Consider the following 16879-nt stretch of genomic DNA (forward strand, 5'->3'; position numbering starts at 1 on the left):
GAGGGTCCTCCTGGAGGGGGTGGCAGGCCCGAGGGTTGGATGCGGGCAGGGGGAGATGAACGACCGGCCGCGCCTTGGTGAAAGCGACCCTAACACACGTTTTGCTGAAAGCACCGTCAAACAGCCTAGGCGTAATCGGGCACGTGTAGGGTGACGGCGAGACGCAGGACCACTGACAGGACGCCCATGCCGCAGCCCACCCAGGTGACCGCCGCCGAGATCTCCCGGCTGGCCGGGGTCACGCGCGCCACCGTGAGCAACTGGCGTCGGCGTCATCCCGACTTCCCTGCCCCGTCGGGCGGGACGGAGACCAGCCCGGCGTACGACCTGGACGCCGTCCGGGCCTGGCTTTCCGCGCGCGGGCAACTGCCTGCCAGCTCTCCTGCCGACGATCTGCGCACGGCCTTACGGACCAGCGCGACCGACCTCGCCCACCGAAGCAGACTGTTGCCGCTCGTCGTCGCGGCGAGTCGCGTTGCCGACAGCGAGGTGGAAAAAGCCGTCGGGCTGCCCGATGACCAACTGTCCGCATGGGCTGCGAAGACGAGCCGGTCGTACGCGGTCGACATCCCCGGCATCGGCAGTCTCACGGGTCAGCCCGACGAGGCCGAGGTGCTTCGTGCCGTGCTGCGTTGCGTCGACGAGGAGGGCGCGGCGCAGACGTTGGAGGTGCTGGCCGAGGGAGACGTCAGTGACGGCAGGGCGGGGGGCGCCTACCGCACGCCGCTGCCTGTCGCCGATCTCATGGCGGAGCTTCTCGCGGGCCCGGGTGAGCCGTACCCGGATCGGGTCTTCGACCCTGCGTGCGGGGTGGGTGGTCTGCTCCTGGCCGCCGCCGGGCGCGGGGCCCGCAATTTGTACGGCCAGGACGCGGTGGGGGTGTTCGCCGCGCAGGCCGCCGCCCGCCTCGCCGTGCAGGCTGGCGGGACGAAGGCACAGGTCCAGGTCGGTGACAGCATGCGCGACGACGCGTTCCCGACGTTGGCCGCCGACGCGGTGCTCTGCACCCCGCCCTACGGCCACCGCGAGTGGGGCCACGAGGACCTGGCGTACGACCCTCGGTGGCTGTTCGGGCTGCCGCCGAAGAGCGAGTCGGAACTGGCGTGGCTACAGCACTGTCTGTCGCACCTCACTCCAGGTGGCCGTGCCGTCCTGCTGATGCCGCCCGGAGCCGCCTTTCGGCCGTCGGGGCGGCGGATCAGGGCCGAGATGATCCGCAGCGGTGCACTACGTGCCGTCGTCGCCCTGCCGGTCGGGGTGGCCCAGCCGCTGCACATCGGCCTCCAACTGTGGCTGCTCGAACGGCCACACCCGCAGGCGACCCTGCCGTCGACCGTCCTGATGGTCGACACCGCCGGCACCGGAAGCGCTGACACCGGCGACACGCCGGACAGGCGCTCCACGTCGGACTGGCCGGCGATCCGTAGCTTGGCGCTCGACGCCTGGCAGGAATTCGACCGACATCCCGACAACCACGATCCCGTTGCGGGCGTGGCACGGGCCGTCCCGGTCGTCGACCTGCTCGACGAGGCGGTCGACCTCAGCCCTGCCCGCCACGTACGCGCCGCTCCGGTCGCGGCGAAGCCCGACGAGCTTGCCGAGATGGCGTACGAGCTGAGGAGCCGGCTGCGGCGGGCAGCGACGGGGCTGATGGCCCTCAGCCGCGGCGACGCGTGGCCTCCTGTCGGCGCCGATCCCCGGGCCTGGCGCAGCGCCAGCGTCGCGGACCTGCTGCGGGGTGCCGCCCTCACGCTGTTCCGCGCGCCGGCGGCGATCCGCAGCTCAAGCCCTGTCCTGCAAGATTCCGAGTTGCCCCGGACGCTCACCGCCCGGGACGTGGTGTCCCGCAGGCCGGCCTCGGGTGCCGCCGAGGAGAGTCGCTCGAACGAGGACGTCACCATCGAGGCGGGGGACGTCATCCTTCCCGAGATGCTGCACGAGGGTGTGAGCAGCGCCCGCGTCGCCGACGCCCGCGACGCCGGCCACCTTCTCGGCCGGCACCTGCATCTGCTGCGCCCCGACCCGACCCGCCTGGACCCGTGGTTCCTGGCCGGGTTCCTGGCGGCGGAGGACAATCTCAGCTCCGCGTCGTCGGGCACCACCGTGGTCCGGATCGATCCCAGACGGCTCCGCATCCCCCTGCTTCCCCTCGCCGAACAGCAGCGCTACGGCCACGCGTTCCGCCAGCTCCACGCGCTGCGCGTCGCGGCGGACATCGCCAACCGCCTCGCCGACGAGACCGCCCGCACCCTTGCCGCCGGCCTGACCGGCGGTGCACTGCTCCCACCGGAAGGACAACGTTGAACAGCACCAAGCACTCCGAGCTGGCGAATCACGCCTGGTCGGTCGCCGATCTCCTGCGCGGCGACTACAAGCAGTCCGACTACGGCAAGGTGATCCTGCCGTTCACGGTGCTGCGCCGGCTGGAGTGCGTCCTGGAACCCACCCGGGGCAAGGTCCTGACGGAGTACGACCGCTTCAAGGGCCAGGACGTGGACGTCTCCCGGTTCCTGCGCCGCGCGTCGGGGCACCGCTTCTACAACGTGAGCGGCTACACCTTGAAGTCGATCGCCGGCGACTCCGGTCAGGCCGCGAAGCACCTGCTCGCCTACATCGGCGCGTTCTCGGAGAACGCGCAGGAGGTGATGGAACGCTACGAGTTCGCCCAGCAGATCCGGCGGCTCGACAGCACGAACCTGCTCTACCGGGTGCTCGGCCGCTTCGCGGACCTCGACCTGCATCCCTACCAGCGCGACACGAAGACCGGCGAGGTGATCCTCGGCGAGGACGACAAGCCGGTCCCGAACGTCACGAACCACCAGATGGGGTACGTCTTCGAGGAGCTGATCCGGCGCTTCGCCGAGCAGTCCAACGAGACGGCCGGTGAGCACTTCACCCCGCGCGAGGTCATCGAGCTGATGGTGAACCTGCTGGTGGCCCCCGACGACGACGCGCTGAGCATCCCGGGCACCTCGCGTACGGTGATGGATCCGGCGTGCGGCACCGGCGGCATGCTGTCGGCGGCCGAGGAGCACATCACCCGGCTCAACCCGTCCGCGACGGTGACCGTCTTCGGTCAGGAGCTGAATCCGGAGTCCTGGGCGATCTGCCGCTCCGACATGATGATCAAGGATCAGGACCCGGACAACATCAAGTTCGGCAACTCGTTCAGCGACGACGGCCACCGCGGCAAGCACTTCGACTACCTGCTGGCCAACCCGCCGTTCGGCGTGGAGTGGAAGAAGGTCAAGGACGAGGTCGAGCGCGAATACGAGACGCTCGGCGAGAGCGGCCGGTTCGGCGCCGGCCTGCCCCGGATCAACGACGGCTCGCTGCTCTTCCTCCAGCACATGATCTCGAAGATGAAGCCGGTCACCGCCGACGGCAGGGGCGGCAGCCGCATCGCCATCGTCTTCAACGGCTCGCCGCTGTTCACGGGGGCGGCCGAGTCGGGCGAGTCGCGCATCCGGCAGTGGATCCTGGAGAACGACCTGCTCGAAGGCATCGTCGCCCTGCCCGACCAGCTCTTCTACAACACCGGCATCTCCACGTACTTCTGGATCCTCACCAACCGCAAGGCCAAGGACCACCAGGGCAGGGTCGTGCTGCTCGACGCCCGCGACCAGTTCGCCAAGATGCGCAAGTCGCTCGGCGACAAGCGCAAGGTCGTCACACCAGACCAGATCAAGGACATAACCCGGCTGTACGGGGAGGCGCTCGACGCCGCCCGCGACCCCGAGCACCCGCGGCACGGCAAGGTGAAGGTCTTCGCCAACGAGGACTTCGGCTACCGCCGGATCACCGTCGAACGTCCGCTGAAGCTCCGCTTCGAGGTCACCGAGGAGACGCTGACCGCCCTGGCCGCCTCGAAGCCGATCCAGAAGGTGTCGGACGTCGACACGCTGACCGTCGCGCTGAAGCCGCTGATCGGTCAGGTGTGGACGACGAAGCGGGCAGCGTGGGACGCGCTGCGGAAGGCGATGGCCGAGGGCGGGGCGGCCTGGCCCACCGGCACCGCGTTCCAGAAGGCGATGCGGGACATTGTCGGCGTGCGCGACACGGAGGGCGAGGTGCAGCTCGTCAAGGGCGAACCGGAGCCGGACGCGGACCTGCGCGACTACGAGAACGTGCCGCTGGACCAGGACGTCGAGGAATACCTGCGCCGCGAGGTGCTCCCCCACGTCCCGGACGCCTGGATCGACCACGAGAAAACCAAGATCGGGTACGAGATCCCCTTCACCCGCCACTTCTACGTCTACAAGCCCCCGAGGCCGCTGGCGGAGATCGACGCGGAGTTGAAGGCGCTGGAGGCCGAGATCCAGGCACTGCTGGGCGAGGTGACGAAGTGACCCAGACGCAAATCGCGCCCTGGCTTGCCAACTCGCGATGGCCCACGGTGCCGATCAGGTTCCTCGCCCGGCTGGGGACTGGCCACACCCCGAGCCGGAGCGTCCCTGGATATTGGGAGAACTGCTCCATCCCCTGGATCACCTTGGCTGATGTCTGGCAGCTTCGCAACGGCAGTACGGACGTCATCACGGACACCAAAGAAAAGATCAGCCAGGTTGGTCTGGCAAACTCTGCTGCGGTCAAGCACCCGGCTGGCACCGTCATTTTATCCAGGACGGCGTCGGTGGGATTCTCGGCGATCATGGGCGAGGACATGGCTACCAGCCAGGACTTCGCGACTTGGACTTGTGGCCCGGACTTAGATCCCCGCTACCTGTTGCACGCCCTGCGAGCGATGGCCAACGACCTCAAACGAGTCGCGGCCGGCTCTACGCATAAGACGATCTACATGCCCGATATCGAACAGCTGAGGATCCCGACGCCTTCGATGGAGAAGCAGCACCGTATCACTGACTTCCTCGACGTCGAAACCGCGCGTATCGATAGACTTGCAGCGGATCGGATGCGACAGCGCGCCCTTCTGGAAGAGCGCTCGTATGCAGAAGTTTCCGAGGCACTACTACCTGGCGTACTCACCGCAGCGCGGGGAAGGTCGCCGTGGCCTTGGTTGCCCGACATGCGCGAAGACGGCCCCCTGGTGCGACTCGGATACGTGTGTCGACTGCAAAATGGCCTGACCGTCGACGGCAACCGCGACGTGGGTGGCGACGCCGTGACTCGCCCATACCTACGGGTAGCGAACGTGCAAGCCGGTTACGTGGACCTTGCGAACGTCACTGAAGTGACTGTGCCGCGCGAAACTGCGAAACGATGCACGTTGCGCACTGGCGATGTTCTGATGACGGAGGGCGGAGATCTAGATAAGCTCGGCCGAGGCACCGTATGGAATGGCCAACTGCCCATCTGCCTGCACCAGAATCATGTCTTCGCACTTCGCCCTGAGTTGGACCGGCTCGATGGCGACTATCTGGCACTGATGACCCAGACGATGCACGGACGCTGCTATTTCGAGAGCACGGGTTCAAGAACAACCAACTTGGCCTCGACGAACAGCAGCAAGATCCTTAGTTTCCCAATCCCGCTGCCCCCGGTAGGACGCCAACGTGAACTAGTACGGAGCGTCCGAAGGCGGCTCGATGCCATCGCTCGAGTAAGGAAGGAGCTGGATCGACAGCTCGCGCTACTGATTGAACGTCGCCAAGCTCTGATCACCGCCGCTGTCACCGGTCAGATCGACGTCGCCACCGCCAGCGGGCGAGGAATCGAGGACTGAGATTGCCGCTGGTGCTGCGTCCTCCGCGTCCCCATCCTGACACGGGGATGCGGAGGGGGATTCATGTTGGATAGTGTCTGTCCCGCTACACATTGCACAGACGACCAGCATCCCGCCGCGCGGTTGACCGGAAGGACGGCATGGCCAGCATCGAGCAGGTCAAGGCAGAGCTTGCCCAGGCAGCCGAACAGAGCAACGTGACGACCAGCCAGATCCGGGCGGCCATCGAGGGCACCGAGCAGGTTCTCGCCCGGCTGCGTGCGGTCGGTGCCGGCACCGGGCATCCCACCATCTCGGAGGCGATTGGCCGGGCTGAGCAGAGCAAACAGCGACTGATCGAAGCGGCCACCACCCTCCAAGGCAGTTCCGAGTTGGCCCGCCGGTACATCAGCGTCCTGGGCTGACCGTGAGCATCAGCGAGGTCAAGGCAGCCCTCGGGGAAGCGCACCGGCTGCTCGACCATGGCAGGACGACCACCGAGGGGATCGGTGCCTCCCTGGACGACACCGCCGGGCTCATGCTCGCTACCCTGCATGACAGCCGGCGCGCCGAGGCAGAAAAGGCCCGGCAGGCCATCGCCGACGCGATGCGCGAGGTGAAGTTAACCCTCCGGGCCATCGATGCCGCTCAGGAGAGCGGCACCGAGTACGGGAAAGTGCTGGGATGAGCAGCCTGCTCGCCGAGGTCGTTGCCCAACTCAGGTCAACCGTCAACCAACTCGATGGGCTCGCCGTGCGAGCAACACGCGCCGCAGAGGACGTCGGCCAGGGAAACGCACTATATGCGGAAGTCAGCAGAGGGACCGGTCACCCGCAACTTCGTGCGGCGGTTACGCACAGCCGTACCGGCGTCGACAAGGCTCACCGGCTTGCGCGGCTGAGCAGCGAGGCCGCCAAGCATGTCTCCGCCTACCTGAACGCCATCGCCCCCGGTTCGGCTCCCCAGCAGGCCACATCCGAAGCAGTGCATCCGTCCGGCGAGGAACTGTTGGCCGACAGCGATCGACGAGACCTTGCTCGCGCGAAGACACGAGGGTTCCTCAACCGCTCGGTGCGAAGGGCCGACGAGGCGCAGGAGCAAGCATCATCAGCCACCGATGCACTTCAACAGTGGGCCAAAGCCCTTCGAGACCTCAACGGCCCCTCCGGCACTCACTCAGCCGGCACCAGCACCCCACCCGCCCCGGGTCCCACACCACAGCCGAAGATAGATGGAGCAGAGGCCGCAGGAAACCTTGTAGTGGTCGGCCTGCTGGCTGGCGTGGCAACGCATCGGGTCACCGGAGTGATCGGCAAATGGATAGCGAGGTTCAACAGACGTGAACGAACAACCGCTCAGCGAACTGATCCGGGCTCTGGCCAAGGCTGACTGGGATTCCGTCGATGCTCTGGTGGTGAAGATCGGCCAGCACGGCTTGGCCAACGGCCTCCGGGTCATCGGGGCCGCCTTCGCCCTCGCGGTCAACCATCGCTTCGATCCCAGCACCAGCCCGACCGACGTGGCCCGTTGGGTCGCCGAGATCCGCACCCAGTATCAGGGGGAAGATTCTCTACCGACCCTTGAGATGGAAGGGCTCGTCCGGGCTGCCCTCGGCGAACCGGAACTGGTCGACACCATCGCCGCCGAGACCGCCCTCGGGGCCGAACTCTTCATGCTCGGACAGATACTTCTGCAGGCCAATTTCACCGCGACCGAACTCGACGAGTTCATCGCAGAGGCGGAGCAACTCGCGGCCGAGCACCGGTAGGCACCGGGCATCGGGGTGGCTACGATCCCGCAGCAACCCCAATCACCGCTTCGGCCAACTCCCGGTCTGCGTGGCCGCGGCTCAAGGACGGCTGCTGGCCGACTTGATGCCGCTGACGAACGCGCTCCAGGCCGCAGGGTCGAAGCTCAGCATCCCGACTGCCAGGGCTTTGGAGTCTCGGACGTCCACCAGAGCGCCCCGGTCACGCACCTCCACGCACTGGCCGTTGCTGCCGGAACGGCTCGACTTGCGCCAGGCGTTACGCTCCATGCGCGCTCAACTCCTTGATGAACTTGATCGACTCGGCGGGTGACATCGCCAGCATCTTGAGATTGTCGTACGCCGCCGACAACCGCGCCAGGTCACGGCTCGACTCAAGGAACAGCTCGCCGGCCAGGGTCTCGATGTAGCCCAACGGTGGCTCGTCCTGCTCGAAGCTGAGCAGCGCAAACCCACTGCTGTCCGCCAGGTGAGCGCCGGCCTCGAAGCGTAGGACCTGGATCGTGACGTTGGGCAGGCGGCTCAGCGTCACCAAGTGGTCGAGCTGCTCGCGCAGCACGTCCGGGCCGCCGACCTCCGTCCGCAGGGACGCCTCGGACAGGATGGCGTGCATCCGCAGCGGGGTTGGCTGCCGACGCAGCACCTCCTGTCGGGTCATCCGGGCGACAACCCGCTGCTCGATCTCGTCCGGGTCGCTCTCGCGGCCGATGACGTTGACCTCCCGCGCGTAGCGCTCGGTCTGGAGCAGACCGGGCACCAGCATCGGCTCGAAGTTCTTGAGTTCGACGGCCTCGGTCTCGTACGCGATGTAGGTGGCGTACCTGCCGCCGACGCGCTGCCACCAGCCTTCCTCACGCAGGCCACGCGCCTGTTCCAGCAACGACGTGCCAGGCTCCTCGTCAATCTTGATGCTGTACGCGACCAGCAGCTCCATGACGTCACCGACGCGGGGCTTGATCTCGCCGGACTCGATCCGACTGATCCGTGACGACGAGCAGCGGACGATCTCCGCTACCTGCTCGCCCTTCAGTCCCTTTGCTTCACGGAGCTTGCGTAGCTCCCGGCCGAGTCGCCGGGAGCGCGGTGTCGCGGGCGTGAATCGAGGCATGCCCAGATTCTGCCCCAACGCACCTGGGATCAGCTGCTTCGACTCACATGCGAATCCGACACTCATCCCTCAGAACGCTTGCTTCGCATCACTTGATGCGCCAGCCTGGTTACAGCACGCCGCCGAGCAACCCCAGAGCGTGCATGGCCGGTCGAGGGCTGCGGCCGTGGCACCGTCCCGGCTCTCCGCCTCGTCAGAAAGCGAGAGTGCTCGTGATCTCCGAAGTTCTGTCAGTCGTGTTCGGTGGGCTGATGCCGGGTTTCCTGCTCGGGCTGCTCGCGTTCAAGGTCAAGTCACGGTGGTGTCCGCGCTGCGGGGAATCCACTGACGCCATGCGGCCCGCGGAGTGGAAGCGGTGACCGGACCGGGCCGGCGCAACGGCAACGAGCTGCCGATCGGGCGGCGGGTGGCACAGTTGCGGGCGCGTCGGGGCATGAGTCAGCAGGTCTTCGCCGACCGGATCCGCAAGTCGAAGAGCTGGGTGGACAAGGTGGAGCGTGGCGTACGTACCCTCGATCGACTTTCGGTGATCGAGACGGTCGCCGGGGCCCTCGGCGTCGCCCCGGGCGTCCTGCTCGCCGGCAAGGTCCAGCGGGCCCGAGCCGCCGACAGCGGCGGCGCCGTGGAGGGGGTGCGGGCGGCGCTCGCCCGCTACGACATGCCCGGCTCCGGCAACGACCGCCAGTCGCCGCCGCCGTCGGTGCGGCAGCTCGACGACCAGGCGGGGTACGCGTGGACGGCGTACCGCAACGGTCACCACCCCCAGGTGCTGCGGATGCTGCCCGACCTGCTCGGCGACAGCCGCCACACCTGCCACCCGCAGCCGGGCGACGCGTCCACCGCCGAGGTGCTGGTGCGGGTCTACCGGCTCGCCGCCCAGGTGCTGGTCAAACTCGGCGAGGCCGACCTGGCCTGGCTGGCCGCCGACCGGGCGATGACCGCAGCCGCCGGTGACCCACGACGTGCCGGCCTCGCGGCGGTCTCCCTCGCGCAGGCGCTCCGGGCCCTGCGGCGGGGCCGACTGGCGATGACCGCCGCCCTCACCGCCGTACACCAACTCGACCTGGCCCGGCCCCCCGACTGCCCGGCGGGCGGGCCCGCCCTGACGGGGACCCTGCTGATCGAAGCCGCCCTCGCCGCCGCCGTGTCCGGAGACGCCGCCGCCACGGCCGACCTCATCGAACGCGCGGCCCGCCTCGCCGCCACCCACGACGAACGCCACCACCGCGACCATGACGGCGTCGGATTCGGCCCCACCACCGTCGAACTCGCCCGCGCCCTGACCGCCATGCACCTCGGCGACCATCATCGGGCCGTCACCACCCACCGGCGGGCCACCGGCGACGACGCCTGGCACCTGCTCCCCGCCGAACACCGGGCCGCCCACCTGATCGACATCACCCGCACCCACCTCGACCTCGGCGACCCGCACGCCGCCGGACGCGCCCTGGTCACCGCCGACGCCATCGCCCCCGCCGAGATCCGCCTGCGCCCCGCCGCCCACACCGCACTCACCGCCGTGCTCCGCGCCGGCTCCCCCACCGCCGACGTGACCCGCCTCGCCGCCACCCTCGGCCTGACCTGGTTGCCCTGATCCGCGCTACCCGTCGTCGTCGGGGTCGGAGTCCTTTGCAATGCGGACCACCCGGTCGAGCGCCTTCCCGCCGGTGAGGAGCACCGCACAGAGCATGGAGATCGTGCCCGGGATGAAGACGAGCAGGTTGTCGATCCGGGCCCACGCGGCGGGGCTCCACATCGCGACCCACGTCAGCACGAGAGCGATGGCCGTCATGAGTTCGCCGACAAGACTCACGATGCTGGCGAAGAACGCACCTCGGCGGTGTTGCTGCACGGCACGTCTGGACAGGTGGAAGTCGATCCCGAACAGGACCAGGAGCAGGGCGAAGACGGAGAGCAGCAGCCCGAGGTCGCTAGGGGACAATTCGCGCATATGCCTACTATGACCGCCGTCGACAGGCGCGGTGGTCAAAGTTGACGGCGCGTCGGCCTGGCTTCAGGGGGTGGGAAACCGACGGGATGCCGACAGACGAACGGCGCAACTGGGCGGTACGCCCACTGCTCAGTAGTCTCCTGTGGGCGGTGGCCCGAGGCCCGGGCCCGTTGCGGGAGGCGGCAATGGCGGTCCACCACGAACAGACTTTCGGGGACGCGATCGTCGCTGCGCTCCTCGCCAACGGCTGGGAACCCGGCGACAACGCCGACTACCGCCCCGAACTCGGCCTCGACACCGCCCAGCTCCTCACCTTCGTCGGCGCCACCCAGGCCGCCGAGTGGAAGGAGCTGATCGCCTTCTACGGCGACGACCAGGCCGCCGCACAGCGCGGGTTCGTCAAGCGCCTCGACCAGGCCATCGCCACCGACGGGCTGCTCGACGTGCTCCGCAAGGGCGTCAAGGACCATGGCGTACGGCTCCGGGTCGCGTACTTCAAGCCGTCCTTTGTCGAGTCCGACGCGATCCTCGCCGACTACCGCCACAACCGGCTCACCGTCGTGCGGGAGTTGGCGTACGCGACCAAGCAGTCCGACCGGGGCAACCGGCTGGACCTCGCGCTGTTCCTCAACGGGATCCCGGTGGCCACCGCCGAGCTGAAGAACCCGCTCACCGGCTCGGGCGTCGCGCACGCCAAGGAGCAGTACCGCACCGATCGCGACCCCACCGAGCTGCTCTTCTCCCGGCGGGTGATCGCCAACTTCGCCGTCGACCCCGACCGGGTCTTCGTCACCACCCAACTGCGGGGCAAGCCCACCCGGTTCCTGCCCTTTGACACCGGCTCCTCGGGGCCGGGCCGTCCCGGCGGCAGGGGCAACCCGCCGGCCACGGAGCACGGAAAGTACGCCACCTCCTACCTGTGGGAGCAGATCTGGCAGCGGGACAACTGGCTCGACCTGCTGGAACGCTTCGTGCACCTGCACAAGGAGAAGGGCGCCGACGGGCGTACCCGAAAGTCTCTGGTCTTCCCCCGCTACCACCAGTGGCACGCGGTGCGGAAGCTGACGGCGCACGCGGCGCGGCACGGCGCGGGCCACAACTACCTGGTCATGGCCTCGGCGGGGTCGGGCAAGTCGAACACCATCGCCTGGCTCAGCCACCGCCTGTCGTCGCTGCACGCCCACCGTGACGTGGCCGAACTGGACCCGGCGGCGGTCGCCGCCGGCCTCACGCCCGGCTCCCCCGTCTTCGACAAGGTCGTCATCATCACCGACCGGCGGAACCTCGACGCCCAACTGCGCGCGACGGTCGGCAGCTTCGAGCAGACCGCCGGCCTGGTGGTGAACATCGACGAGAAGCAGGGCTCGAAGTCCGAGCAGCTCGCCAGGGCGCTCTCCCGCGAGACGGGCAAGATCGTCACCGTCACGCTGCACACCTTCCCGGCCCTGGTGGACTACCTCAAGCGCAACCCCACCGAGATCCAGGGCCGGCGCTTCGCGATCGTCATCGACGAGGCGCACTCCTCCCAGTCCGGCGACGCGGCCGGCTCCGTCCGGGAGGTGCTGCGCGACCTGGGCCTCGACGCCGACTCCGACGACCCGGGTGCGACCAGTGCTCCCGCGCCGGCCGACACCGAGGCCAAGCTGAAGGCCAGGGCGCGCAGGCGGCACCGGGCCGCCAACCTCTCCTACTTCGCATTCACCGCCACCCCCAAGCACAAGACCCTCCTGGACTTCGGCACGCTGGGCGAGGACGGGAAATTCCACCCGTTCCACACCTACTCGATGCGGCAGGCCATCGAGGAGAAGTTCATCCTCGATCCGCTGCGCAACTACGTCACCTACGACACCTACTGGAAGCTCGTCAACGGCAACCCCGACGAGCGGAAGGTCGACCGGGCCAAGGCAAACCCGCTGCTGGCCCGGTTCGCGCTCACCCACGACTCGACCGTCGCCCAGCACGCGCAGGTCATCGTCGAACACTTCCGCACACACACCGCCGGAAGGCTCGGCGGGCGGGCGAAGGCGATGGTGGTCACCGCGGGCAGGCAACAGGCCGTGCAGATGGCCCGCACGATCAAGAAGTACCTCGGCGACCTTCGCTACCCCGACCCGGGCATCCTGGTGGCGTTCTCCGGCACCCTGAAATACGACGGGGAGGAGCTCACCGAGACGAAGGAGAACGGCGGCCTGGCGGAAAGCGCGTTGGAGAAGGCGTTCGCGTACACGCGCGCCGACGACAAGGCCGCCCAGGCCGGCAGCGCCGGGCAGCGCGAATACCGCATCCTGGTGGTCGCGGAGAAATACCAGACCGGCTTCGACCAGCCACTGCTCACCACGATGTACGTCAACAAGACGCTGACCGGCATCGCCGCCGTGCAGACCCTGTCCCGGCTCAACCGCACCGCCGAGCGCAAGAGCCAGTCCGACCTGGCGGTGCTGGACTTCGTCAACGACGCGGAGGACATCAAGGAAGCCTTCCGCCCGTACTTCGAAGAAGCCGCCACCCTGCCCTCGGACCCCAACCTGCTCTACACCGCGCAGAGCAGGGTGATGTCCGCGGCACTCCTCGTCGACGACGAGATGCTCGCCTTCGCGGCGGCCTGGCTGGCCGCCGACGAGCAGGCCGCCGGCAACACGGCGAAGTGGGAGAAACTCCACGCCGAGCTGTACCGGCACCTCGACCCGGCGGTCGCCCGCTTCACCGCGCTGCTCGACAGCGACGACGAAGAAGACCAGGCCACGGCCGAGACCTTCCGCGCCGACCTGAACGACTACGTGCGCAAATACAGCTTCCTCTCCGGGATCGTCCCCTACGCCGACGCCGAGTTGGAACGCCTCTACCTCTACGGGCGGCACCTGCTCAACCGGCTGCCCCGCCGCGACGACGGCGGCGTGGACATCGGCGAGGTCGACCTCAGCCACCTGCGGGTGGAGAAGACCGGTGAGCACGACGTCAGCCTCCTGCCGGAAGGGCCGGCCGACATGACGGGCTTCGGTGACGGCTCCGGCGGCGGCAAGGAGGCGGAAAAATCGCTCCTGTCGGAACTCATCGACCGGTTCAACGCCAAGCACGGCACCGAGTTCACCGAGCAGGACGTCATCAAGCCCTTCCACGAGGCGCTCGCCGACCCGAAGGTGCGGCTGGCCGCCGTCGCCAACGACGAGGAGAACTTCGGCCACGTCTTCGACCCCGTCTTCGAGGACAAGATGATGGACCACTTCGACACCACCGCCGAGATGGGCCGTAAGTACTTCGACCAGCAGCAGAACTTCCGCAGCTCGCTCAACCGCAGCGCCCGCGGCGCCGCCTGGCAGATGATCCGCCGCCAGGAAGGCGTCGTGGACGACGCCGCCTGAAAAGCCACTACCGTGCGGAGGTGACAGTGCGGGCAGAGCCGATCGCCGGCCGGTACGAGCTGGTCGACGAGATCAACTCCGGCGGTATGGGGCAGGTCTGGCGCGGCTACGACGCCGTCCTCGACCGCGAGGTCGCCGTCAAGCTCATCCGCGCCGACGTCATCGCCTCCGCCGAGCAGGCCGAGGAGTTCGCCAAGCGCTTCCGCCGCGAGGCGCGCGTCACCGCCCGCATCCAACACCACGGCGTCCCCCAGGTGTACGACGCCGTGCTCGACAACACCTACGACCAGGTCTACCTGGTCATGGAGTATGTGCGTGGCACCTCGCTGCGCGCCTACGTCGACCCACTCCGACCGTTGCCCATCGACTGGGCGGCGGCGGTCGCGGCGCAGATCTGCACGGTCCTCTCCCACGCCCACGCCATCCCCGTCGTGCACCGGGACCTGAAGCCCGACAACGTCCTGGTGTCCGACACCGGGGCCGTCAAGGTGCTCGACTTCGGCATCGCCGCCATCCTCCGCACCGACGTCACCCGCCTCACCGTCACTGGCGGCGTCATCGGCACGCACCACTACATACCGCCGGAGCAGATCCAGGGCGCGCGGATCACTCCACAGAGCGACCTGTACGCCCTCGGCTGCGTCCTCCACGAACTGCTCGTCGGCAGGACCGTCTTCGCCGGCGGCAACGAGTTCGAGCTGATGCGGCAGCACGTCTCCGAGCCACCCCTGCCACTGCGCAAGCTGCGGTCGGACGTACCGGAAGCCCTGGAAGAGCTCGTTCTCCAGCTCACCGCCAAGGCGCCCGAGCATCGCCCCCGAGACGCCTACGACGTCTACGACCGGTTGCTGCCGTTCCTCCCCGCCCCGGGGTCCCATCCTCCGGCGGCCGGACACTTCCCGACCGGCGTGCCGGACCCCACGCTGTTATATCGCCGCCCCAACGCACCACGGCCACGGGCGGAGACCCTGCCTGCGGCAGATCCGCGTGACCGCCCCATCCCGCCACAGCCGTCCCCCGATGGCCCTGCGACGGACCTGCGGGGAGCGATCCACGGCGCGGTGTCCCGCTCCAACGACCTGCTCGCCGAGGAGCGGTACACGCAGGCGGCGGAAGCACTGCAACAGGTCATCGCACCCGCGGCAGCCGCGCTCGGCGTCGAGAGTCCCCGGGTCCTTGCCCTCCGTCAGCGGCGAGCGGCCATCCTCGTCATCGGCGGTGACTTCCGCCAAGCCCTGCCGGAGTTCGATGCCCTGTACTCGGCTTTCGTACGCACCGGAGGGCCGACCGGTGACGACACGCTGGCCTGCCTACGCCAGGCCGCGCACTGCCGGGCGGAGCTGGGCCAGTCCACCGCCGCGCTGCGCCAGTTCCGGCAGGTGCTCACCCACGTCCGCACCGCCGAGGGTGACGTGTCCTCCGATGCCCTGGAACTACGCCGCAACATCGGCATGCTGCTGCTCGCCGAGGGCAGCGTCGAACAGGCGGTGGCCGAGCTGGTGCCACTGCACGAGGACCTCTCGCTGGTCTACGGGCCGGACCACGAGGAGACCCAGGAGATCTCCGGCCTTCTCACCCGGCTACGCCGCACCGGCGGTACGCGTCGGTAGGCCCCTGACGACATCGGGCCAAGAGGGCTCAGCTCTTAGCTGACCTGGGAGGTCGCGTCATGTCGGCACCCCGTAGCCGACCTCTGCGCAGAGGTCGGCTCGCGGCGATCACAACCGCTCGAAGCTCTCCATGCCGGCGAGTTCGAGCACCTCGGTCCGGGTCGCCGGGCATTCCTGCCGGGTCTGGTCGTCGATCTGACGGCCGGTCGGCACGGCGCCCTGCTTCTCGTACCAGGAGTAGAGGTTCACGGTGAGGTTGGCCATCGTGCCCGTCTCGGAGCCGATCCCCCTCAGCGTCGGCAACTGGCCGTCCAGGTAGGCACACACCTCCTTCGCCGACACCGGCGTCGCGCCACCGGCCGGAGCGGATCCGATGGCGCTGGACGCGGCGTCGGCTGCTGCGGGGGTGCCCGCCGTGGCCCCGGAGGGCTCGGGCGCGCCGGCGTCGGCACACGCCGTCAGGGCGAACACGAGACAGAGGGTCGGCGCGAGCATTCGGATCGTTCTCATCGGTTCTCGTCCTGACATGGTTGTCGGTGGTGGGCGACCGGCGGCCGGGCCGAGGCGGACGGCTTGTCAGCCTCGGCGGCGATCGCGGTGACGAGCCAGAGGCCGGCGGGTAGTCGGTAGCCGACGCCAGGTTCACGAAACCGGTCGAGCAGCCGGGCCGCGCCCGCCCGGGCCGAAACCTGCCCAGCCAGCGGAGCCGCCCGGTACGCGGCACCGGCGGGGCCGACCTCGATGAGCCATTCGGCCACCGCATCGGCGTCGTCTGGAGCATTCATGACGACGTCACACGGCGTGATCGTGACGGCGGTGAAACCGGCGACGGTGAGGACCCGGACGAGCCGCGCCGGGTCGGCGAAGGAGAACGGACCGGGCTCGTCACCCACCGGCAGCGGTGGTAACGGCCCGAGGTGCGGTGCTGCGCCGAGCAACGCCGCGGACAACCATGGGTTGACGCTGCCGTCGCGGAAGACGGTCGCGGCGAGGCGCCCTCCCGGGCGCAGGGACCGCCGGATCGTCGTGCAGCCGGCGACCGGATCCGCCAACAGCATCAGCGCCATTCGCGAGTACGCCGCGTCGAACGGTGCCCCCGGCACGACATCGAGGGTCTCGATGTCTGCCGCGTGGAACCGGATGCCCGGGTACCGGTCCGTGGGGAACCGTTGCCGGGCGGCGGTCACCATCGCCTCGGCGATGTCGACACCGACCACCGCGCCGGTCTCGCCGACCGCCGCGGCGATTTCGGCCGTGGTGCCACCGCACCCGCAGCCCACATCAAGGATGTGTTCGGCGGGCCGCGCGGCCATTCGATCCATGGCCGGCGCTCCCAGCGGCCGGCCGATCTCGTCCTGCCGATCGGCGTGCCGAATCCAGCCAGCTGCCGCTCCCGCCCAGAAAGCGGTGTTGTGGGACCG

Annotated in this window: 15 protein-coding genes; 10 read left to right on the forward strand and 5 right to left on the reverse strand. The window is 68.7% G+C overall.

Annotation, left to right across the window (positions count from 1 at the left end):
- Positions 1 to 186 precede the first annotated feature (186 nt).
- From ACPXCB_RS16585 to ACPXCB_RS16615, 7 genes are all read left to right on the forward strand, one after another.
- Positions 187 to 2304: an N-6 DNA methylase gene (locus ACPXCB_RS16585; RefSeq protein ID WP_425876345.1), complete on the forward strand. Its 2118-nt coding sequence runs from the start codon at positions 187 to 189 to the stop codon at positions 2302 to 2304.
- Entirely contained in the window at positions 2301 to 4349 is a 2049-nt protein-coding gene (locus ACPXCB_RS16590; protein ID WP_425876347.1) for a type I restriction-modification system subunit M, read from the forward strand. The genes ACPXCB_RS16585 and ACPXCB_RS16590 overlap by 4 nt, the downstream gene beginning before the upstream one ends.
- A 47-nt stretch (positions 4350 to 4396) precedes the next feature.
- Positions 4397 to 5683 carry a restriction endonuclease subunit S gene (locus ACPXCB_RS16595; RefSeq protein WP_425876488.1) on the forward strand — a complete coding sequence of 429 codons (1287 nt, stop codon included), beginning with the start codon at positions 4397 to 4399 and terminating at the stop codon, positions 5681 to 5683.
- Positions 5684 to 5823: 140 nt separating this feature from the next.
- Positions 5824 to 6087 (forward strand): hypothetical protein, encoded by a 264-nt coding sequence (locus ACPXCB_RS16600; protein ID WP_425876349.1) that lies wholly within the window; start codon positions 5824 to 5826, stop codon positions 6085 to 6087.
- 2 nt (positions 6088 to 6089) lie between these two features.
- A complete protein-coding gene (locus ACPXCB_RS16605; RefSeq protein WP_425876351.1) occupies positions 6090 to 6350 on the forward strand; it encodes a hypothetical protein in 261 nt (86 codons plus the stop codon).
- On the forward strand, positions 6347 to 7051 hold the full coding sequence (locus tag ACPXCB_RS16610; protein WP_425876353.1) for a hypothetical protein: 705 nt from the start codon (positions 6347 to 6349) through the stop codon (positions 7049 to 7051). The genes ACPXCB_RS16605 and ACPXCB_RS16610 overlap by 4 nt, the downstream gene beginning before the upstream one ends.
- Positions 7002 to 7430, forward strand: a complete 429-nt coding sequence (locus tag ACPXCB_RS16615; RefSeq protein ID WP_425876355.1) for a hypothetical protein — start codon at positions 7002 to 7004, stop codon at positions 7428 to 7430. The genes ACPXCB_RS16610 and ACPXCB_RS16615 overlap by 50 nt, the downstream gene beginning before the upstream one ends.
- An 81-nt stretch (positions 7431 to 7511) precedes the next feature.
- Here ACPXCB_RS16615 and ACPXCB_RS16620 read toward each other — a convergent pair whose 3' ends face one another.
- Both ACPXCB_RS16620 and ACPXCB_RS16625 read right to left on the reverse strand, forming a co-directional pair.
- Positions 7512 to 7700, reverse strand: a complete 189-nt coding sequence (locus ACPXCB_RS16620; RefSeq protein ID WP_425876357.1) for a DUF397 domain-containing protein — start codon at positions 7698 to 7700, stop codon at positions 7512 to 7514.
- The gene (locus ACPXCB_RS16625) at positions 7690 to 8538 is read right to left on the reverse strand and encodes a DUF5753 domain-containing protein (RefSeq protein WP_425876358.1); all 849 of its coding nucleotides are present in this window, start codon (positions 8536 to 8538) and stop codon (positions 7690 to 7692) included. The genes ACPXCB_RS16620 and ACPXCB_RS16625 overlap by 11 nt, the downstream gene beginning before the upstream one ends.
- Before the next feature lie 355 nt (positions 8539 to 8893).
- Between ACPXCB_RS16625 and ACPXCB_RS16630 the strand changes: the two genes are divergently transcribed.
- Positions 8894 to 10132 carry a helix-turn-helix domain-containing protein gene (locus tag ACPXCB_RS16630; protein ID WP_425876360.1) on the forward strand — a complete coding sequence of 413 codons (1239 nt, stop codon included), beginning with the start codon at positions 8894 to 8896 and terminating at the stop codon, positions 10130 to 10132.
- Positions 10133 to 10138: 6 nt separating this feature from the next.
- Here ACPXCB_RS16630 and ACPXCB_RS16635 read toward each other — a convergent pair whose 3' ends face one another.
- On the reverse strand, positions 10139 to 10489 hold the full coding sequence (locus ACPXCB_RS16635; RefSeq protein WP_425876362.1) for a hypothetical protein: 351 nt from the start codon (positions 10487 to 10489) through the stop codon (positions 10139 to 10141).
- 86 nt (positions 10490 to 10575) lie between these two features.
- On the opposite strand from ACPXCB_RS16635, the gene ACPXCB_RS16640 reads away from it, so the two are divergent.
- Positions 10576 to 13848: a type I restriction endonuclease subunit R gene (locus ACPXCB_RS16640; protein WP_425876364.1), complete on the forward strand. Its 3273-nt coding sequence runs from the start codon at positions 10576 to 10578 to the stop codon at positions 13846 to 13848.
- Positions 13849 to 13868: 20 nt separating this feature from the next.
- Entirely contained in the window at positions 13869 to 15458 is a 1590-nt protein-coding gene (locus ACPXCB_RS16645; protein WP_425876366.1) for a protein kinase domain-containing protein, read from the forward strand.
- A gap of 108 nt (positions 15459 to 15566) precedes the next feature.
- On the opposite strand, the gene ACPXCB_RS16650 is transcribed toward ACPXCB_RS16645, so the two are convergent.
- Together ACPXCB_RS16650 and ACPXCB_RS16655 are read right to left on the reverse strand one after the other, a co-directional pair.
- Entirely contained in the window at positions 15567 to 15968 is a 402-nt protein-coding gene (locus tag ACPXCB_RS16650) for a hypothetical protein (protein ID WP_425876368.1), read from the reverse strand.
- Complete coding sequence (locus tag ACPXCB_RS16655; protein WP_425876369.1) at positions 15965 to 16780, reverse strand: class I SAM-dependent methyltransferase; 816 nt, start codon at positions 16778 to 16780, stop codon at positions 15965 to 15967. The genes ACPXCB_RS16650 and ACPXCB_RS16655 overlap by 4 nt, the downstream gene beginning before the upstream one ends.
- Between the last annotated feature and the right edge of the window lie 99 nt (positions 16781 to 16879).

The organism is Micromonospora sp. DT62, assembly GCF_049847285.1.
In the GTDB taxonomy this organism is placed as follows: domain Bacteria; phylum Actinomycetota; class Actinomycetes; order Mycobacteriales; family Micromonosporaceae; genus Micromonospora; species Micromonospora reichwaldensis.